We start from the raw sequence: 17,659 nt of genomic DNA on the forward strand, positions 1-17,659 counted from the left end.
CGGCTCGATGACCATGACGCGTATCTGCGAAGTGATCAAGACCCTCGACGTCGGCGGTGCCGAGGTCCTTCTGGTCGAACGCCTGCGCAGGGCGCCCCGGTCCGATCGTGACTACACCGTGGTCTTCCTCCAAGCCGAGACGCAGGAACTGGTGGATGCACTCCGGGACTGCGGAGTGACACTCGTCGATCTCCGGTCCTGTCCGCGGAGGCTGCGCTACCTCGGGCTGCTCCGTGCCGTGCGGCGCCTGGCCCCGGACGTGGTCAATGTTCACTCCCCGTTGCCCGCTGCGGTGCTGCGCCCCGCCCTGCATTTGATGCGCCCGCGCCCGGCACTGATCTCCACGGTGCACTATGTGCGGTGTCACCCGCTGACGAGGCTGCTCGAACGGCCGACGCGGCGCCTTGACGATCTAACGGTGGCCGTCTCACCACAGGTGGCCGCCTCCGGATCCGTGCGGGGCGCTCGCCAGGTCCGTACGCGCATCCACGGGGTGGACGTGGCCGCGCAGCGCAGCTGGGCGCAACGAGCGGACCAGGTGCGGGAGGAGTTCGGGATCCCGGCGGAGGCCTTCATACTGGCTTTCGTGGCCAACTTCCGTCCGGTGAAGAACCACGCGCTGCTGGTCGAAGCAGCCGCTCTGGTACTCGAGCGGCGTCCTGACGCGCTGTTCGTCCTGGCCGGGGACGGCCCTCTGCGCGAGCAGGTGCTCGCGGACATCCGCCGACGCGGGCTACAGGACCGGATGCCGTATCTGGGACGGATTCAGCAGGCTGGCCGGCTGGTGGCGGCTGCCGACATCCTGGTTCTGGCATCCCACTACGAAGCGATGCCCGTGGTCGTCATGGAGGCACTGGCATCCGCTGTGCCGGTGGTGGCCACCAGGGTAGGGGGAATCCCCGACCTGGTCCGCGACGGCGACAACGGCGTCCTCGTCCAGCCCGGTTCACCACAACGGCTGGCGGAAGGCATCCTGCGCGCCATGCGGCCCGAGGTTCATTCCGCGCTCGCCGCCCGAGCGCTCGCCGACACCACCTCGGTGGACGTTGCCTCCACCGCGGCATGGTTCGACAACGTCTACGCCGCCTTGGCGAGCGGAGTCCGGGAAAGCCGAAGAGAACCCGTCCCGGGAGGAGCACAGGTCCGCTGACTCCTCCGCGTCCTCGGTCGCCGCTGCCTTCTGTGGTGCCCGGCGTCAGTCGCCGCACGCCGGGTAGGGCTCCACATGAGCCCGCAGCGGTGTGACCAGCGGCTGGCGCCACAGCACGGGCGCATGGTCGCTGACCGGCTCCAGGAGCTGGAGCGTCAGGGTACGGGCGCGCTGCGCGGGCAGTTCCAGGTCCAGCGTGTAGACCGGGTGTCGGAGTTCCTCGCCGACGCCCACCAAGGCGGTCCGGCCGTCGAGGGCCGCACCGGTGAGTTGTGCGCCCGTGCTGGCGTAGTAGGAAACCAGCACCCGGTTGTCCCCCGGCCGGGTGGGGTACGCCGGTTTGTCGCCTCGCTGGGTGACGTAGGGAGGAAGCCCCGACCTCGGCGCCCGGTTGGTGAGAGTGATCCGCGCGGTGACGAGCCGACCTTCCGGTGTACAGCGGCCCGGAACCCAGCTCAGCTCTCGCTCCAGGTAGTAATCCAGCTTCCCGCCCGCAGCGTTGTTGACGACGAGTCCGGCGAAGGGACCGGTCTCCTGGGGAAACGTGCCGCTCAACGGACGGGTCGACAGCAGACGTTGCTCGTTCTCCCGGGCGCTCCACACCTTCAGCCGTCCTGTCGCCGCGTCACCGTACGCCGCCTTGAGCAGTCCGGGAATCCGTCGCGGCCCGTGGAAGGCGTCCACCAGGGTGGTGACTGCCGTGCGCGCCACCCCGAGGAGGAACGCCTTGCGCGCCGCGTCGTCGGAGTAGCGTGCGTAGCCCGTGCGCTCCGTGAGGTCCAGCATGTTGTCGCCGGTGAGCGCCGCGCCGTCGGGCAGTCGTCCCGGGCCCGCCACTCGCAGCAATCGGCCCAGGGTGGTGGGGTCCAGGGCGATGACCCCGTCCACCCTCTTGCCGCTGCGCTGGCGCCAGGTTGCCGCCCAGATACGGGCGGCGTAGGGGAAATGCGGGCTGAGATTGGAGTTGGCCCAGAAGCGGGTGGGCTCGTACCGGGCATAGCGGGCGGTGTATTCGGATCCCAGATCGACCGAAGGACTGCCACCCGTCACCCCGTCGTCATTGTCGAAGGTCTCGAAGTGCAGTTTTCCCCGTTCTGCGGTGAGCACGGCGAAGGCCCCCGGCATGCCGCCGGTGCCGCGGGCTTCCGCCGTGTTCTGGACGCCGACGAAATACCGTCGAGGACCCTGTTCCCCCAGCATCGCCGGCAGCACACGGGCGGCCACAGCGGCATCAGACGTGACAGGGGCGATCCGGTCGAGCAACCCCAACAGTTGCGCGCGTGCGTGGTCGGCCGCCGGCAGCCAGGTGGTACGGGGAAGACGGCCGGCCTCCGCGCGCGTCTCGGCGACCACCCGCGCCGCCCGCTCGAGAGCCGGAGCCTTGCCGCCGAAGGCGGACAGCAGGGCTCCCCTCCCGCCCTCACTGGAGTCATCGGCGAGTTCGGGAGCGATGCGCACGAACGGCGGAAGTACGTCGCGAGTCAACCGGTCGGCGGCGCTCGCCGCGCCGCGAACCGTTTCCGCGGGTCGGCCGAAGAACGGCACCTGCGCGAAGAGATACCAGGCGGGCCCGGTGGTCAGGCGATGCGCCCGGGCGGCGTGCACCGCCGCAGAGCTCATCGCTGCCCCCGAGGCAGCGTTCCCCGTCGTATCCACGACCGAGTGCCGCAGCGTATCCAGCGACCGCTGAGCGGCCAGCAACTCCGTCCGGGCAAGCAGACCGGTGCCCACGATCCAACCCGCCAGGGCAAGACACAGGACGGCGACGGCCGACAGCACGTGCCGGGCACGAGGCCGTGGGAATCGGCAACGCGCCGGCTCCGTCCCTGAAGACCGCCCCGTGTTTTCGATGAACTTGAGACGCTCACGCAGGTGTCGCAGCCGCACGGAGAACTCGGTGATCAACGGTTCTCGAGCCACGAGGCTGCGCCACCCGTATCGCCTCCGGGCGGGACCACTCCTGTCGCCCCGCGAAGAGCGTGGCCGGGCCAGTCGCCCAGACGATGGGACACAGCGACGGCAGCGGAGGCTGTGCCGGCAGCCCGCGCGCCACGCCACATCGACGACGTCCCCAAATTCTCCACACTCCTGACATGAGTCCAGGCCCGAACGGGCGGGGCAAAGTGGCTCTACACACTCATACATGTCGCCGGGTAGCGTCCGATAACGCCGTTGAATACCCAAATCACTGGATGGCCCAATAAATCATTCTTATTTTGCTGGCTGCGCGTGCCGCCCATAGCCCCGCGCCCCGCTACGCGCAGCACGCACCACAGGACGGGGGGGCGGGCCAAGATGAGGGCTGCGGCTATGCCGACGAAGGCGAGGGAGTGTTCTGCGTTGCGTTCGTAGCGTCGGTGGAGCCGGCGAGGCAGGACACGGTCCTCTCAACGACCCTTCTGTGGCGGGGGGACACTGGCGCCCCCCATGGCGCACGGTCCTGCGCAAGATCGCCAGGCACGGTTCACTGACGACCACGCAGCGCTACCTGAACCCTCGGGAATTGCATCAGGCGGGCGAGAACCTGCAGGTCGCCAGGTCGCGGCGAGGTATGGAAGGACTCCGGAGCTACTACGAGATAGCGGCCTGACCTGGCATGTTGCCGAGGAGATCCCTTCTGATGCATGACTTGCTCTCCAGAAGGGATGGTCTGGAGTGGTGCATCAGCGCGAGGTGGCCCTGGCTGGGTCGGCTCATCTGGAGCTGGTCTCCGGGGTGGTCCAGCTGCGTCCGGAGGACGCGATGTTCGACGCGATGTTGCGGGGCTGGCGTGCTCAGCAGAAGTCGCGGGGGCTGAGGGACGAAACGGTCGACGACCGGGAACGGCTCATACGGCGGTTCCTGGCGTTCGCGAACGAGTACCCGTGGCAGTGGACACCGGCCCACGTGGACGAGTGGTCGCTCTCTTTGACGAGCGAGAAGCACCTGGCGCCGTCCACCATCCGCAGCTATCAGGGCGACGTCCGCATGTTCAGCGAGTTCCTCATAGACGGGCGCTACGGCTGGGGGCCGGCCTGTGAGGAAGCCTTCGGAACGTTCCCGGTGGCCATCTGTCACGAGTGGAACACCATCGCCCACCTCAACGACTACGAAGGCGGCCCGGAGGCGAAGCCTTTCACCCGGGAACAGTTGCAGCTCTTCCTCGACTACACCGACGACCAGGTCGAACGAGCGGTACGGGCGAAACGCAAGGGCGCCCTGGCGGCCTACCGTGACGCCACTCTTTTCAAGGTGATCTACGGGTGGGGCCTGCGCCGGACCGAGACTTCCAAGCTCGATCTGGTCGACTTCGGCCGCAATCCGCAGGCCCGGCAGTTCGGCCGGTACGGCACGCTCAACGTCCGCTACGGCAAGGCCAAGAAGGGCCAGCCACCGCGGCGTCGGAACGTGTTGTCGGTGATGGACCGGGCCGTCGACGCAGTCGCTGACTACGTCGAGAACGTCCGGCCGCGCTTCGGGTTCCCCGACCATCCGGCTCTGTGGATCACCGAACGCGGTGGCCGCCTGCAGCCCGGCTCGATCAACGACCGGTTCGAGGCATACCGAGACGCCCTCAAGCTGCCCAAAGAGCTGGTCCCACACAGTCTTCGGCATTCGTACGTCACTCACCTGACCGAGGACGGGGTGGACCGGAGGTTCATCCAGCAGCAGGTCGGCCACGAGTGCGACAGCTCCCTGGCCATCTACACGCACGTCAGCGACGACTTCATGAACACTTCCCTGCACAAGGCACTGGCGCCGGCGTTCGCCGGGGCCTGACAGGAGGGATTCGGCGATGGCCGCCAAGCTCGACTACCACTGGCACCTGCGCAAGGTCATGGCGGACCGCGGGATGTTCTCCACCACCGACCTGATTCCGCCGCTTGCCGAGCGCGGGATCACGTTGTCGTCGAGCCAGGTCTACCGGCTCGTCGTCGAACGGCCCGAGCGGCTTAGCCTGAAGATCCTGATGTCCCTCCTCGACATCCTGGACTGCACCATGGACGACCTCATCGAGCCCATCGCGGCGGCCGGGGCCGCGACGAAGCCGAAGAAGGCCGCCGCCGGAGGCTCGGCGCCCGACACGGAAGGGCTCGGCGGGCTACGGCCGAAGCGAGCCCGGATCAGGGGTGTCGACCGGCCGTGACCACCTCTCACTCCCTCGACCCCAACTGGTCCCCAAAAACGATCAAGGGGCCGTTTTGGATTGCTCCAAAACGGCCCCTGATCTGCGACTCTTTCGAGTCGGGACGACAGGATTTGAACCTGCGACCCCTTGACCCCCAGTCAAGTGCGCTACCAAGCTGCGCCACGTCCCGATACCCGCTGACCTGGGGTTTCCCCTGGCCGAACGCGCATGAGAACGATACCGCATTTCTGTGGGTGGTCGCGCGCACCTTTTCCGCTACCGGTTCCAGGGGGCCGGGGCGCCACGGCCGCCGGTCCCCTCGCCGTACGGCGGCGCCGCGCGCTCAGCCCGCGTCGCCGGACAGCTCCGGATGGGCCGCGACCAGCCGCTTCGGGGCCGCCTGGAGCCAGGAGTCGGTCAGGATGGAACGCAGCTCGGCCGCGTCCCCCACGGCTTCCAGGCGGACCCGGATCCAGGCGTAGTTGTCGTCGTGGCCCGGACGTACGAAGAACTTCTCCGGCTCCGCCGCGATCAGCTCGGCCCGGTCCTCCTTGGGGCATTTCACCCCGATCGAGGTATCGTCGTCGGCCAGCGCGACGAAGATCTTCCCTCCCACCCGGAAGGTCGGCATGCCCCAGGCGAGCTTCTCGCTGCTGTCCGGGAGCGACAGCGCGATCAGGCGGACGTCCTGCGCGGTCGTGGCCATCCCCGAGACTCCTCTCCAGCCACCGGTGAACCCGAACCCTCGTCCGACGACCGTAGCGCCCGCTACTGACACGGCCCTCACCCCCGCCGGTCCGCCGCGCGGGCCTCCGCCCGGTCCTCGCGTTCGTGCACCAGCGCCACCAGTTCCGCGGCCAGCGCCTTGACGGTGGCGAGCCCCTCCGTCCCCCACCGCCGCGGCACCACGTCCACCGCGCACACCGTGCCCAGGACGATCCCGCGCCGGTCCGTCAGCGGCGCGCCCGCGTACGAGCGCACCCCGCTCTCGTCCACGACCGCGTTGCCCGCGAAGCGCGCGAAGTCCCGTACGTCTTCCAGCACCAGCGCGCGCCGCCGGACCACCACGTGCGGGCAGTAGCCGTGGTCGCGGGCCAGGACCCGCGCCGGGTACCCGCAGGCCGGGGCCTCGGCCGCGTGGTGCAGCCCGGCGAAGAACTGACGTTGCTCACCGACGAAGTTGACCCCCGTGTACGGGGCGTCGAGCACGTCGGCGACCCGCCTCGCGAAGGCGTCCAGTTCGGCGTCCGTCCGCTCCCCCAGACCCAGCTCGCGCAGCCGGACGACGCGCGCGGGCGCCTCCCGGTCCACCGGCGTGAGCAGCAGGTGTCCGGTCGATTCGTAGTACGTCATGGCGGTTCCCCCGACTCCGAAGACGAAGAGCTGACTGTGGCAGTGGCCGTGGACCTGCACAGGAGGTGCCGGACGAGGGCGGCCAGCGTCCCCGTACCGGAACTGGTCAGGCGCGCGTCGCACCGTACGACGGGCACCCCGGGCCCGAGCCCCACCGCTTCGCGGACCTCGTCGGCCGTGTAGCGGTGGGCTTGGCCGAACTCGTTGACGGCGACGATGAAGCCGATCCCGCGCCGTTCGAAGAAGTCCACGGCGGGGAAGCAGTCGGCGAGGCGGCGGGTGTCGGCGAGCACCACCGCCCCGAGCGCGCCCGCGCACAGTTCCTCCCACAGGAACCAGAAGCGGTGCTGTCCGGGCGTGCCGAAGAGGTAGAGCACGTGGCGCTCGTCCAGGGTGATCCGGCCGAAGTCGAGGGCCACGGTCGTGGTGGTCTTCGCCTCGACGCCGTGCAGCGGGTCGGCGGCCGCGCTCAGATCGCTGAGCAGTTCCTCGGTGCTCAGCGGCTCGATCTCGCTCACCGCGCCCACGAAGGTGGTCTTGCCCGCGCCGAAACCGCCCGCGACCAGGATCTTCAGGGTCGCGGGGGCGGGCGCGGGGGCTTCACAGTCGTTTGCGCAGGCCATCGAGCACCGCCCTCAGCAGTGACTGGTCGGTGGCGGCGAACGCGTCGCCGCCGATGCCGGGGAACCTCGGCGCCTGCACCATGACGGCCCCGTGTTCCATCAGGTCGGACAGCAGCACCTTCACCACCGCGGCCGGCAGCCGCAGCTGCCCGGCCACCTCGGCGACGGTGACCGCCACGGCGCCCGCGCACAGCCGCAGCACAAGGGTGTGCTCGGCCCCGAACGGGATGCGCGGGCGCACCCCGGTCGCGGTCACCAGCGAGAGCAGGTCGAGCGAGACGCCCGGCCGGGTCCGCCCGCCGCTGGCGGTGTACGGGCGCATCACCCGGCCCGCCGAGTCGTCGAGCCACGGCGTGTCCCGCCCCTTCGCGTACGCCCCCGTACCGCGTGCCCTCATCGCTCCGGGTCGGCGGTGGGCCGCCGCGGCGGGGCCGCCAGGTACGGACGTACGCTCTTGACCAGCATCGCCATCTCGTAGCCGAGCACCCCGGCGTCCGCCTCGCGGTCGGCGAGGACGGCCAGGCAGGTCCCGGATCCGGCCGCCGAGACGAAGACGAGCGCGGTGTCGAGTTCGACGACGACCTGGCGCACCTCGGCGCCGTCCCCGAAGCGGGAGCCGGCACTGCGGCCCAGCGAGTACAGGCCGGACGCGAGGGCCGCCAGGTGGTCGGCGCTGTCGGCGTCCAGGCCGTGCACGCAGGTGACGAGCCCGTCGGCGGTGAGGAGTACGGCGCTGCGCGTGTACGGCACGCGCTGCACCAGGCCGCTGAGCAGCCAGTCGAGGTCCGAGAGCCGGCTGCCGGTCTTCGTCGCCACTTCGCCGCCCATGGGGGTGCGCTCCTTGCTGAGGTGGGTGGTCGGGGTCATAGCTGGTTCTCCGACTGGGCGAGGCCGAAGCCCCGCCGGAAGGCGGCCATCAGGCCGGGATCGTGCAGCGGCTGTTCGGTGTCCGTGGCCGGGCGCGGCACGGGCGCCTCGCGCAGTTGCGGCGCCAGATGCTGCTGCGCCCGCCGCCGGGGCAGCGCGGGCCGCTCCTCCTCGTCCCCGGGCTCGCCGGGCAGGCCCGCGCCATCCGCCCAGGGGTCCCCCTCACCCGTCTCGCCGGCCCGCTGAAGGGGCAGCGCCGGGCCCCCGGCCCCGCCGGAGGCCGACGGCACCCCTCGCCCCGGCAGGACCGGGGCTCCGGACCAGGACTCGGCCACCGGACCGATCGCGGGGGCGGCGGAATCCGTGTCCCGCGGCCGGGGAGCAGGCGTCGGCGCAGGCGCCAGGGCCGCGGCCCCGTCGGCGGCAGCCGGGAACCCGACTCGCGCGGCTGCTGCGTCCCCGGGCTCGGGCCCGGACCAGAGCCCGGCCTCCGCCCCGCGCAGGGGCCCGGCCGGGGCTCCGGCCCACGGCTCGGCCGGAAGCCCGGCCCGTGGAGCGCCCTCCAGCCACACCAACGGCCCGTCCCCGGTCGCGGGCCCGGACCCGGTCTCCGGCCCCGGCGGGGGGCCGGCCGGAGCCCCGGCCCATGGCCCGGGCGCCGTACCGGGCACGGGCTCGGCCGGAGCCCCGGCTCGCGGGCCGGGGCCGGTCGTGGTCGGGGCGTCGGCCCAGGGGGCGGGGGCCGGAGCGGCCGTGGGGGCGGCGGGAGACGGTGGAACGGATCGCGGCGCGGGGGCGGCCGGGGCCTCGGAGCCGGTCCGGGGTGCGGGGAGAGGGGAGGCTGCGGAGCCGGGATGGGGGCGCGGGGCGGAGCGCGGGTCAGGGAACGGGGTGGGGCCGCGCTGCGGGGCCGGCTGCCAGGGCACCGGCACGGGGACCGGTTCCAGGTGGGGGATCGACGGGGCCTCGCCCGTGCCCCACGAGGTGGACCGGGAGCCACCCGCCGCGTCGGCGGCGCTCGGCGCCTCCGCGCCCAGCAGCTCCTGCGGCAGCACGAGCACGGCGAGCACGCCACCGTAGATGTTGGACTTGAGCTCGACGGCGATCCCGTGCCGGCGGGCCAGGGCCGCGACGACGAACAGCCCGATCCGCCCGTCCGCCAGCAGGTGCCGGACGCTGATCTGGTCGGGGTCGCCGAGCAGGGCGTTCATCCGGTGCTGTTCCTCCACCGGCATGCCCAGCCCCCGGTCCTCCACCTCGACCGCGATCCCCGCGGTGACCCGCTCGGCGCGCAGCACCACATCGGTGTCGGGGGCGGAGAAGACCGTGGCGTTCTCGACCAGTTCGGCCAGCAGGTGCGCCACGTCGGCGACGGCGTGCCCGCGGACGCTGCCGCCGGCCGGGGGCACGACCTTGACCCGGGTGTACTGCTCGACCTCCGCGACCGAGGAGCGGAGCACCTCGCTCAGGTCGATCGGACGGGTCCACTGGCGGCGGGAGGCGGCCCCGCCCAGCACGGCGAGGTTCTCGGCGTGCCGGCGGATCCGGGTGGCGAGGTGGTCGACGTGGAAGAGCTCCTTGAGCAGGTCCGGGTCCTCGACCGTGTCCTCCAGGTCGTCGAGGAGCGAGATCTCCCGGTGCACCAGGGACTGCAGGCGACGCGCGAGGTTGACGAAGACCTCGACCTTGCGCTCGCTGTCGGACGGGGTGGCGGGGCCGGCCAGCCGGATGAGGGTGGCGTGCGCCTGTTCGCGGGCGCCGCGCAGCTCCTGGGAGAGCAGCCAGAACTCGTCCACCCCGGACGGGTCGCCGCCGGGCGCCGGCTCGCCCCGTACCGGGCGGGGCGGGGCCTCGCCCCGTTCCAGCCGGTCGGCGGCGGTGCGCAGCTCCTGGCGGCCGCGCACGCTGGAGCGGCGCAGCGCCTCGCACCGGTCCCGTACGGCCTTGGCGGCGCGCTGGGCCCCGAGCAGGGCTGCGGCGAGGGCGCCGACCACGAGCAGGGCGCAGCCGGTGAGCACCGGCCACAGCCGGGCGTCGCGGTCGCCCGCGCCGCCGCCGAGCTGGAGGGTGAAGATCACTGCGGCGGCGCCGCTGAGCGCGGCGGCGAGCGTCGGCAGGACGGCTGCGCGCACCAGCTGGGGGCGCAGCTGCCGGCCGGGACCGGTGACGGCATGTCTCGACGGGGAGTGGCGGGCGGCGCGGAGTCCGGACATCGGCGTCCTCGGTACGTGGGGCCCGGCCCCCAGCGTTCCCGGGGCCCGGTGTTGATCACCGGATACCCACGCTAGACCCCGCCATCCCGCCCCGGAACGCCAGTTGGGGAACTTCGAGGGGGTGCTTCCCGCTCCCGGTGGAGCGCTCGCACAACCGCCCGAATGCGCCTGGCGGTCCCGGGCGGCGACAGCCGCCGGCCCCGCGCGCCCTCACCCCCGGGGCGCCGCCACCCGCCCCGGGGCCCCGCGGTGGGCGGCGGGACGTCAGGACCCGACGGCCTCGGGTTCCTCGCGGATCACGGCCTGCGGCCGCTCCGCGGTGACGGGGCCCGGGGTCGCGGCCGGGGCGATGGCCCCGCCGCCCGCGACGAACGGCCGCCACCAGGGCTCCGCCGGGGCCTCGCTGGACCCCGGCTCGAACGGCTGGCCCGGGATCGGCAGCGCGATGGCCGCCCCGGCGCCCTCGGCTGCGGTCAGCGTGCCCTCGCCCGGCTCGTCCCACGGGTGCAGGGCCAGGTTGAAGGTGCCCCAGTGGATCGGCAGCATCGTGCCGTGCGCGGTGCCGCCCTGCAGGTCGAGGTGGGCGCGCATGCCTTCCTCGGGGGTCATGTGGATGTCGGGCCAGTACTCGGAGTACGCCCCGATCTGGATCATCGTGGCGTCGAAGGGCCCGTGTTCGGCGCCGATCTCCTTGAAACCGGGGAAGTAGCCGGTGTCCCCGCTGTGGTAGATCCGGTGCTCGTCGCCCGCGACGACCCAGGAGGCCCACAGGGTGTGCTGCTGGTTGCGCAGGCCGCGTCCGCAGAAGTGCCGGGCGGGGGTGGCCGTCAGGGAGAGCCCGGCGATCTTGGTGCTCTCGTTCCAGTCCAGCTCGCGCAGCCGGTCGGCGGACACGCCCCAGCGTTCCAGGTGCGCGCCCACGCCCAGCGGGACGGCGAAGACCGTGTCCGTGCCGGCCAGGGCCTTGACGGTGGGCAGGTCGAGGTGGTCGTAGTGGTCGTGCGAGATGACCACGACGTCGACCTCGCCCAGCGAGGCCAGCGGGACGGGCACCGGGTGCAGTCGCCTGGGGCCGGCGAAGGGGAAGGGGGAGCACCGCTCGCCCCACACCGGGTCGAACAGCACCCGGCGGCCGTCGATCTCCGCGAGCACGCTGGAGTGGCCCATCCAGGTCAGCCGCAGACCGCTCGCGGGCGGCTTCGCCAGCTCCGCCAGGGTCGTCGGGTACACGGGGATGGGCGCGGCGGGACTGCGCCGTACCCGCTGCTCCCGGTGGAAGTAGATCTTGGCGAACTCCGCCATCGACCCCGAGGGCCTGTTCCGGGCCCCGACCGGGTTCTGGAAGACGCCGTCGGCGAAGTTCGGCGAGCGGCGGATGCGGTCCAGCCGGGCACCGGACGGGTCCGCGCCGAAGGCTTCGGGCCGCAGGGCGCGCAGCCGGGGACGCAGGGGACGGGAGCCGGTCAAAGCGCCTCCAGGGAGGATGGAGTGAGGGGTGGTCGTCTCTCTACGACCATCCCAACGCACACCGGCCCCGAAGGATTCCGCTTACGGCCCGCGTCCCCTTCCGTGCCCCGTCCCCCGCTGGGCCCCCGTGCCCCCGTCCCCTCCTGTGTCCCGCCCGGGGCTCCCGCGCCCCCGCCGCCCCGGGCCGTACGCCTACAGCGGCAGCAGGTCGGGCCGCTTCGCCTCGACGTGGTCCCCGGAGGACTCGCCGCGCAGCCGCCGGCCGATCCACGGCACGAGGTGGTCGCGCGCCCACTGGATGTTGTCGCGGGTCACGTCCACCGAGCCGCGCGGCCGCTGCGGCGGCCACGGCTGGTCGGGGTCGGTCGGCACGTCCAGCCCGAGCACCTGAGCCGACCGCAGCGCGACCCGCGTGTGCCCCTCGGGCGAGAGGTGCAGCCGGTCCGCGTCCCATGCCCGCCGGTCCTGTACGGACTTCAGCGACCAGAGGTCGAGCACCGGGCAGTCGTAGCGGTCGGCGATGGCGCGCACGTGCGCGCTGTAGGTCGCCACCTTGCCCCGGAGGTGCTTGAGGACCGGCACGCCCCGGGTGTCGAAGCCGGTCGTGATCATGACCTGGCCGACCGCGCCGGAGAGGTCGGCCACGGCCGCCTCGAACCGCTCGGCCACGTCGTCCGGGTCGCTGCCGGGCCGGATGATGTCGTTGCCGCCCGCGCAGAAGCTGACCAGGTCCGGTGCGAGGGCCTTGGCCCTCGGAAGCTGGTCGGCCACGATCTGGTCGAGGAGCTTTCCGCGCACCGCCAGATTCGCATAACGGAAGTCGTGCTCGTCGCGCTGATCGGCCAGGAGTACGGCGAGCCGGTCCGCCCAGCCGAGATACGAATCCCCGGGTCCCGGGTCCCCCACGCCTTCGGTGAAGCTGTCCCCGATCGCCGCGTACGAGCCGATGGTCTTGAGTTTCGTCGTCGTCGCTGCCACGGGACACCATCCTTCACTCCCGTAACCAACCTACGCCAACGTAATGAGGGGTTGACGGACCGTGATCTCTACCACGTGGGGGATAAGGAATAAGTACACGTGAGGCCGGGACCCCCCTCGGGTCCCGGCCTCACGCGTGTCCGTACTCCGGCGGCGGGTGCCGTCAGATGCTGACGCCCTTGGAGCGGAGGTAGGCCAGCGGGTCGATGTCGGAGCCGTACGAGGGGCCGGTGCGGATCTCGAAGTGGAGGTGCGGGCCGGTGGAGTTGCCCGTGGAGCCGGAGAGGCCGAGGGTCTGGCCGGCGGTGACGCTCTGGCCGGAGGAGACGGACAGCTGGGACAGGTGGGCGTACTGGGAGTACCTGCCGTCCGCGTGCCGGATGACGACCTCGTTGCCGTACGCGCCGCCCCAGCCGGCGGAGACCACGGTGCCCGCACCGACGGCCCTGACGGTGGTACCGGAGCTCGCGATGAAGTCGACGCCGGTGTGGTAACCGGAGGACCACATGCTGCCCGCGACCTTGTACTGGGTGGAGATGCCGCCGCCGAGCGGGGCGACGAAGCCGGAGGCCGACTGCTGCCCGGCGGGAGCCTCGGCGGCGGAGTCCTGCTGCGCCGGGGCCTTCGCGGCCGGCTTCGCGGCCGGCTTCGGGGCCGCCTTCGGGGCTGCCTTCGGGGCTGCCTTCGGGGCTGCCTTCGGAGCCGCCTCGGGGGCGGACTCCGGAGCGGCCTCGGCCTCGGGGGCGGATTCCACCGGAGCCGCCTCGGCCGCACCACCGAGGTTCAGCTTCAGGCCGGGGTGGATCAGCGACGGGTTGGTGCCGACCGCCTCGCGGTTGTCGGCGTACAGCTGCTCCCAGCCGCCGGACAGGTGGCGCTCGGCGGCGATCTTGGAGAGGTAGTCGCCCGGCACGACCGTGTAGACGCTCGGCGCGGTCTGCACGGCGGCGGGCGCGGCCTGCAGCGGAGCGGGGAGCTGCGGGGCCACGGCGGGGGCCACCGCGGTCGCCGCGGCCGGGACGCCGGCCGCGTGGGCGCCGGCCGCGCCGATCAGCGGCAAGGCGAGGGCCGCGCCACCGGTGCCTGCGACGGCGAGACCGCGCGATATCGAAAGGGACTTGGGACGGCGGTGCTTACCCTTTGCAGGCATGGCGAATTCCTCTCCGGCGCCTGCGAGGTGAGCTGTCGGGTTCGGACTGGAGATGTCCGGCCGTACATGAACGGCGCATGCACGTCTTCACCCCGAGCCGTTCCGGCGAAAAGATCTCCGGAACAGCGGCTTACCTGGTTCCCCCGCTCCTGCCGCACGAATGGTCGAGTGCGGTTTCCGGGCGGCGGCAGGATTCGGCGATCCACCCGGATCGATCGCGAACGTAATCCCTTGCGCCAGCAGGGAACAAGCCACGAATTTCCTGACGGAATCACAGGGATGAGGAATCGGCGGAATTCCGGTCACCCTCCGTCCATTACCCGCCGTCAACAACCGCTCCGACGAGGCCATTCGGCATTCGTGATCAGGCACTCACCGTCACCGTATGATCTGGCTCACGGGGACGTGCCCGATCTCGCCTCCGGATATGGCAAGTTGGCGCCAAACAGTTCAATTCGGACAGACGTCCCATCATGAAGCGGAGGAGTTCCCGTGACCCAGCAGATACAGGAGCCGGGGCTGACCGGAGTGCGCAATTTCCGTGATGTGGGCGGATTGCCGACTTCTGATGGACGAAGGGTCAGAGCAGGACGACTCTTCCGAAGCGGACATCTCGCACATGCCACCGAAACCGATGCAGAGTTCCTCGCCTCGCTCGGCCTCCACACCGTCTTCGACTTCCGCAACGGCGCCGACCACGCGCTGGAGGGGCCGGACGTGGAACTGCCCGGCGTACGGAACGTGAACATCCCGCTCTCGGATCCGGCCGACGGCCGGGAGTTCTGGCGGCTGGTGCGCGACGGCGACCTCGACCAGCTGCGCGCGATCCTGGGCGACGGCAAGGCCGCGGCCCGGATGACGAACTCGTACCGCAGGATCATCGAGCAGCGCACCGCCGAGCACAGCCGGGTCGTGCACGCGCTCGCCGAGGACAGCGTCCCCGCCCTCCTGCACTGCGCGGCCGGCAAGGACCGGGCCGGCCTCTCGATCGCCGTGACCCTGCTCGCGCTGGGCGTCGAGCGCGAGGCGATCGTGGCGGACTACCTGGAGTCGAACGCCCCGCACCGCCGCTACCGGGTGCGCCGCAGCGGCGCGTCCGACGAGGCCCGCTCCCCCGAGGTGATGGAGCTGCTCGCGCCGCTCTTCGACGCCCGCGCCGAGTACCTGGTCGCCGCGTTCGAGACCATCGACGAGACCTGGGGCGGGGTGGACCCCTACCTGGCGGAGGGCCTCGGGCTGATCCCCGAGACCCTCGGCCGGCTGCGTGACCGGCTGCTGGAATAGACCGCCCGGAGCGGGCCGTCAGCGCTGGGCGACGGCCTGCTTCACCAGCGTCCTGCCGAAGTCCCACATCAGCCCGGACCCGCCGTGCGCCTCGTCCATGACCGCGCGGAAGGCGCCGACGAACCGGTCGACGTCCCGCTCGTCCACGACCAGCGGCGGAATGAGCTTGATGACCTCCAGGTGGTCCCCGGAGACCTGGGTGAGGATCCGGTGCTTCTGGAGCAACGGCACCACAACCATCTGGGCGAAGAGCCCCTTGCGGGCCGCCTGCAGCATCGTCCACCGGCTGCGCAGGCCCAGCGAGGAAGGCCGGCCGAACTCGATGCCGATCATCAGCCCGCGCCCCCGCACCTCGTGCAGCAGCTCGTACTCGTCCACCATGGCCGCGAGCCGCCCGCGCAGCAGGTCACCCGTGGCCCGGGCGTGCGCGACGAGCTCCTCGTCCTCCATGACCGACAGCACCGCCAGCCCGGCCGCCATCGCCTGCGCGTTGGACCCGAAGCTCGCGGAGTGCACGAGCACCCGGTCCATGGACGAGTAGACCTTCTTGAAGATCCAGTCCTTGCCCAGGGTCGCGCCGACCGGCACGTAGCCGCCCGACAGCGCCTTGGCCACGCACACCAGGTCCGGTTCCACGCCCGGCTCGTGCTGGTACGCGTAGAAGTCCCCGGTACGTCCGAGGCCCGTCTGCACCTCGTCCGCGATCAGCAGCGCCTTGTGCCGGTGCAGCAGTTCCTGCGCGGCGAGCAGGAATCCCGGCGGGGTCTCGAGGACCCCCTTGCCCTGGATCGGCTCCACGACGAAGGCGGCGACGTCGCCCTTGCGGAGCTCCTGCTCCAGGGCGCCCAGGTCCCCCAGGGCGATCTTCGTGTCGGGGAGGAGGGGGGCGAAGCCGTCGCGGAACCCGCCCTCCCCGTTCACCGACAACGAGCCCGTGGTCAGGCCGTGGAAGGCGTGGTCGCAGTAGAGGATCCTGGGCCTCCCGGTGGCGAACCGGGCGAACTTCAGGGCCGTCTCCACCGCCTCGGTGCCGCTGTTCCCGAAGAAGACCCGGTCCAGGTGCGGGCTGTACGAGAGCAGCTTCTCCGCCAGCAGCCCCGGCAGCGGCTGGCAGTCGAAACGCGTGAGGTCGGCGAGCTGCGCGTCCAGGACGTCGTGCAGGGCGCGACGGACGACCGGGTGGTGGCGGCCCAGGCCCATCACCCCGAAGCCGGCCAGCATGTCCAGGTAGTCGTTGCCCTCGGCGTCCCAGAAGTGGGCGCCCTCGGCCCGCTCGTAGACCTTGTCGAAGCCGATGGTGCGCAGCATCCGGGGCAGTTGGTGGTTGAGGTGCCGGGCGTGCAGCTCGTACCGCTCCCCTCCGCGCGCGGCGAGCAGGGCGCCGAGGTCGAAGCCCTTGCCCCGGGCGCCCGCTCCTTCCTCCGCCGGGGTCATGCCGACGCGTCCCGGTTGCCGCCGATCGTCTCCCGGGCCGCTCGCAGGGATTCCTTGAGGGAGCCCATGGTGGCGAGGACGGCGGTGGGCTCGTAGCCGCAGTGCGCCATGCAGTTCGCGCAGCGCGGGTCCTTTCCGCGGCCGTACTTGCTCCAGTCGGTGTCGTTGATCAGCTCCCGGTACGTCGGTACGTAGCCGTCGCTCATCAGATAGCAGGGGCGCTGCCAGCCGAAGAGGGAGTAATTCGGAATGGCCCAGGCCGTGCAGGGGAAATCGGCTTTCCCTTCCAGGAAGTCCAGGAAGAGCGGCGAGTGATTGAGCCGCCAGCGCCGCCGGTTGCCGCCCGCGAAGGCCTTCCTGAAGAGTTCCCTCGTCTGTTCGACCCCGAGGAAGTGTTCCTGGTCGGGAGCCTTTTCGTAGGCGTAGGCGGGCGAGATCATCATCTCGTCGACCTGCAGGTCGTCATTGAGGTAGTTGAGCACCTCGATGATCGTCTGCGGAGTGTCCGTGTTGAAGAACGTGGAGTTGGTGGTCACCCGGAACCCGCGCTTCTTCGCCTCCTTGATGGCCGCGACCGCCTCGTCGAAGACGCCTTCCTTGGCCACGGACTCGTCGTGGCGCTCGCGCAGGCCGTCGATGTGCACGGCGAAGGCGAAATAGGGGGAAGGGGTGAACTTCTCGATCTTCTTGCGCAGGAGCATCGCATTGGTGCAGAGGAAGACGTACTTCCGCCTCGCCACCAACTGTCGGACGATCTCGTGGATCTGCGGGTGCATCAAGGGCTCGCCGCCCGCGATGGACACCATCGGCGCGCCGGACTCCAGCACGGCGCCGACCGCCTGGGCGACCGGCATGCGCTGCTTGAGCACCCCGGCCGGATGCTGGATCTTTCCGCAGCCCTCACAGGCCAGGTTGCAGGCGTAGAGCGGCTCCAGCTCGACGATCAGCGGGAACTTCTCACGCTTGCGGAGCTTCTGTTCGAGAAGATAGGTCCCGACCCTGATGGACTGGCGCAGCGGCATGGCCATCTGG

Annotated in this window: 16 protein-coding genes, 1 tRNA gene, 1 pseudogene and 1 riboswitch; of the genes and pseudogenes, 4 read left to right on the plus strand and 14 right to left on the minus strand. The window is 71.4% G+C overall.

Annotated features, from left to right (window positions below; genetic code table 11):
• Window positions 1-7 precede the first annotated feature (7 nt).
• Window positions 8-1,150 carry a glycosyltransferase gene (locus OG332_RS06020; protein ID WP_327412453.1) on the plus strand — a complete coding sequence of 381 codons (1,143 nt, stop codon included), beginning with the start codon at window positions 8-10 and terminating at the stop codon, window positions 1,148-1,150.
• A 45-nt stretch (window positions 1,151-1,195) separates the two neighbouring features.
• Here the strand turns inward: OG332_RS06020 and OG332_RS06025 are convergent, their stop codons facing one another.
• Both OG332_RS06025 and OG332_RS06030 read right to left on the minus strand, forming a co-directional pair.
• Window positions 1,196-3,055 (minus strand): DUF4012 domain-containing protein, encoded by a 1,860-nt coding sequence (locus OG332_RS06025; RefSeq protein ID WP_327412454.1) that lies wholly within the window; start codon window positions 3,053-3,055, stop codon window positions 1,196-1,198.
• Between the two features lie 380 nt (window positions 3,056-3,435).
• Window positions 3,436-3,557, minus strand: a pseudogene (locus OG332_RS06030) (IS5/IS1182 family transposase); the annotation flags it as partial.
• 248 nt (window positions 3,558-3,805) lie between these two features.
• On the opposite strand from OG332_RS06030, the gene OG332_RS06035 reads away from it, so the two are divergent.
• Window positions 3,806-4,909 (plus strand): tyrosine-type recombinase/integrase, encoded by a 1,104-nt coding sequence (locus tag OG332_RS06035; protein WP_327412455.1) that lies wholly within the window; start codon window positions 3,806-3,808, stop codon window positions 4,907-4,909.
• Between the two features lie 16 nt (window positions 4,910-4,925).
• The gene (locus tag OG332_RS06040; RefSeq protein WP_327412456.1) at window positions 4,926-5,276 is read left to right on the plus strand and encodes a helix-turn-helix domain-containing protein; all 351 of its coding nucleotides are present in this window, start codon (window positions 4,926-4,928) and stop codon (window positions 5,274-5,276) included.
• Window positions 5,277-5,374: 98 nt separating this feature from the next.
• On the opposite strand, the gene OG332_RS06045 is transcribed toward OG332_RS06040, so the two are convergent.
• From OG332_RS06045 to OG332_RS06090, 10 genes are all read right to left on the minus strand, one after another.
• Window positions 5,375-5,448: transfer RNA gene (locus OG332_RS06045), tRNA-Pro, on the minus strand.
• A 153-nt stretch (window positions 5,449-5,601) separates the two neighbouring features.
• The gene (locus OG332_RS06050; RefSeq protein ID WP_327412457.1) at window positions 5,602-5,964 is read right to left on the minus strand and encodes an MmcQ/YjbR family DNA-binding protein; all 363 of its coding nucleotides are present in this window, start codon (window positions 5,962-5,964) and stop codon (window positions 5,602-5,604) included.
• 77 nt (window positions 5,965-6,041) lie between these two features.
• Window positions 6,042-6,611, minus strand: coding sequence for a GAF domain-containing protein (locus OG332_RS06055; RefSeq protein ID WP_327412458.1), 570 nt, complete (start codon window positions 6,609-6,611; stop codon window positions 6,042-6,044).
• Window positions 6,608-7,234 (minus strand): GTP-binding protein, encoded by a 627-nt coding sequence (locus OG332_RS06060; RefSeq protein ID WP_327412459.1) that lies wholly within the window; start codon window positions 7,232-7,234, stop codon window positions 6,608-6,610. Before OG332_RS06060 ends, OG332_RS06055 begins: the two co-directional genes overlap by 4 nt.
• Window positions 7,212-7,631 (minus strand): DUF742 domain-containing protein, encoded by a 420-nt coding sequence (locus OG332_RS06065; protein ID WP_327412460.1) that lies wholly within the window; start codon window positions 7,629-7,631, stop codon window positions 7,212-7,214. The genes OG332_RS06060 and OG332_RS06065 overlap by 23 nt, the downstream gene beginning before the upstream one ends.
• Complete coding sequence (locus OG332_RS06070; RefSeq protein ID WP_327419128.1) at window positions 7,628-8,062, minus strand: roadblock/LC7 domain-containing protein; 435 nt, start codon at window positions 8,060-8,062, stop codon at window positions 7,628-7,630. Before OG332_RS06070 ends, OG332_RS06065 begins: the two co-directional genes overlap by 4 nt.
• A gap of 35 nt (window positions 8,063-8,097) precedes the next feature.
• Window positions 8,098-10,314, minus strand: coding sequence for a sensor histidine kinase (locus OG332_RS06075; RefSeq protein WP_327412461.1), 2,217 nt, complete (start codon window positions 10,312-10,314; stop codon window positions 8,098-8,100).
• A 264-nt stretch (window positions 10,315-10,578) separates the two neighbouring features.
• Entirely contained in the window at window positions 10,579-11,781 is a 1,203-nt protein-coding gene (locus OG332_RS06080; RefSeq protein ID WP_327412462.1) for an MBL fold metallo-hydrolase, read from the minus strand.
• A 192-nt stretch (window positions 11,782-11,973) separates the two neighbouring features.
• Window positions 11,974-12,759 (minus strand): SGNH/GDSL hydrolase family protein, encoded by a 786-nt coding sequence (locus OG332_RS06085; RefSeq protein WP_327412463.1) that lies wholly within the window; start codon window positions 12,757-12,759, stop codon window positions 11,974-11,976.
• Window positions 12,760-12,922: 163 nt separating this feature from the next.
• Window positions 12,923-13,909, minus strand: coding sequence for a LysM peptidoglycan-binding domain-containing M23 family metallopeptidase (locus OG332_RS06090; protein WP_327412464.1), 987 nt, complete (start codon window positions 13,907-13,909; stop codon window positions 12,923-12,925).
• A gap of 2 nt (window positions 13,910-13,911) precedes the next feature.
• A riboswitch (cyclic di-AMP (ydaO/yuaA leader) is annotated at window positions 13,912-14,086 on the minus strand.
• A gap of 315 nt (window positions 14,087-14,401) precedes the next feature.
• Here OG332_RS06090 and OG332_RS06095 point away from each other — a divergent pair.
• On the plus strand, window positions 14,402-15,193 hold the full coding sequence (locus OG332_RS06095) for a tyrosine-protein phosphatase (protein WP_327412465.1): 792 nt from the start codon (window positions 14,402-14,404) through the stop codon (window positions 15,191-15,193).
• 18 nt (window positions 15,194-15,211) lie between these two features.
• Here the strand turns inward: OG332_RS06095 and OG332_RS06100 are convergent, their stop codons facing one another.
• Together OG332_RS06100 and hpnH are read right to left on the minus strand one after the other, a co-directional pair.
• A complete protein-coding gene (locus OG332_RS06100) occupies window positions 15,212-16,627 on the minus strand; it encodes an aspartate aminotransferase family protein (protein ID WP_327412466.1) in 1,416 nt (471 codons plus the stop codon).
• Entirely contained in the window at window positions 16,624-17,655 is a 1,032-nt protein-coding gene (hpnH, locus tag OG332_RS06105; RefSeq protein WP_327412467.1) for an adenosyl-hopene transferase HpnH, read from the minus strand. The genes OG332_RS06100 and hpnH overlap by 4 nt, the downstream gene beginning before the upstream one ends.
• Between the last annotated feature and the right edge of the window lie 4 nt (window positions 17,656-17,659).

The organism is Streptomyces sp. NBC_01233 (genome assembly GCF_035989305.1).
Taxonomy (GTDB): domain Bacteria; phylum Actinomycetota; class Actinomycetes; order Streptomycetales; family Streptomycetaceae; genus Streptomyces.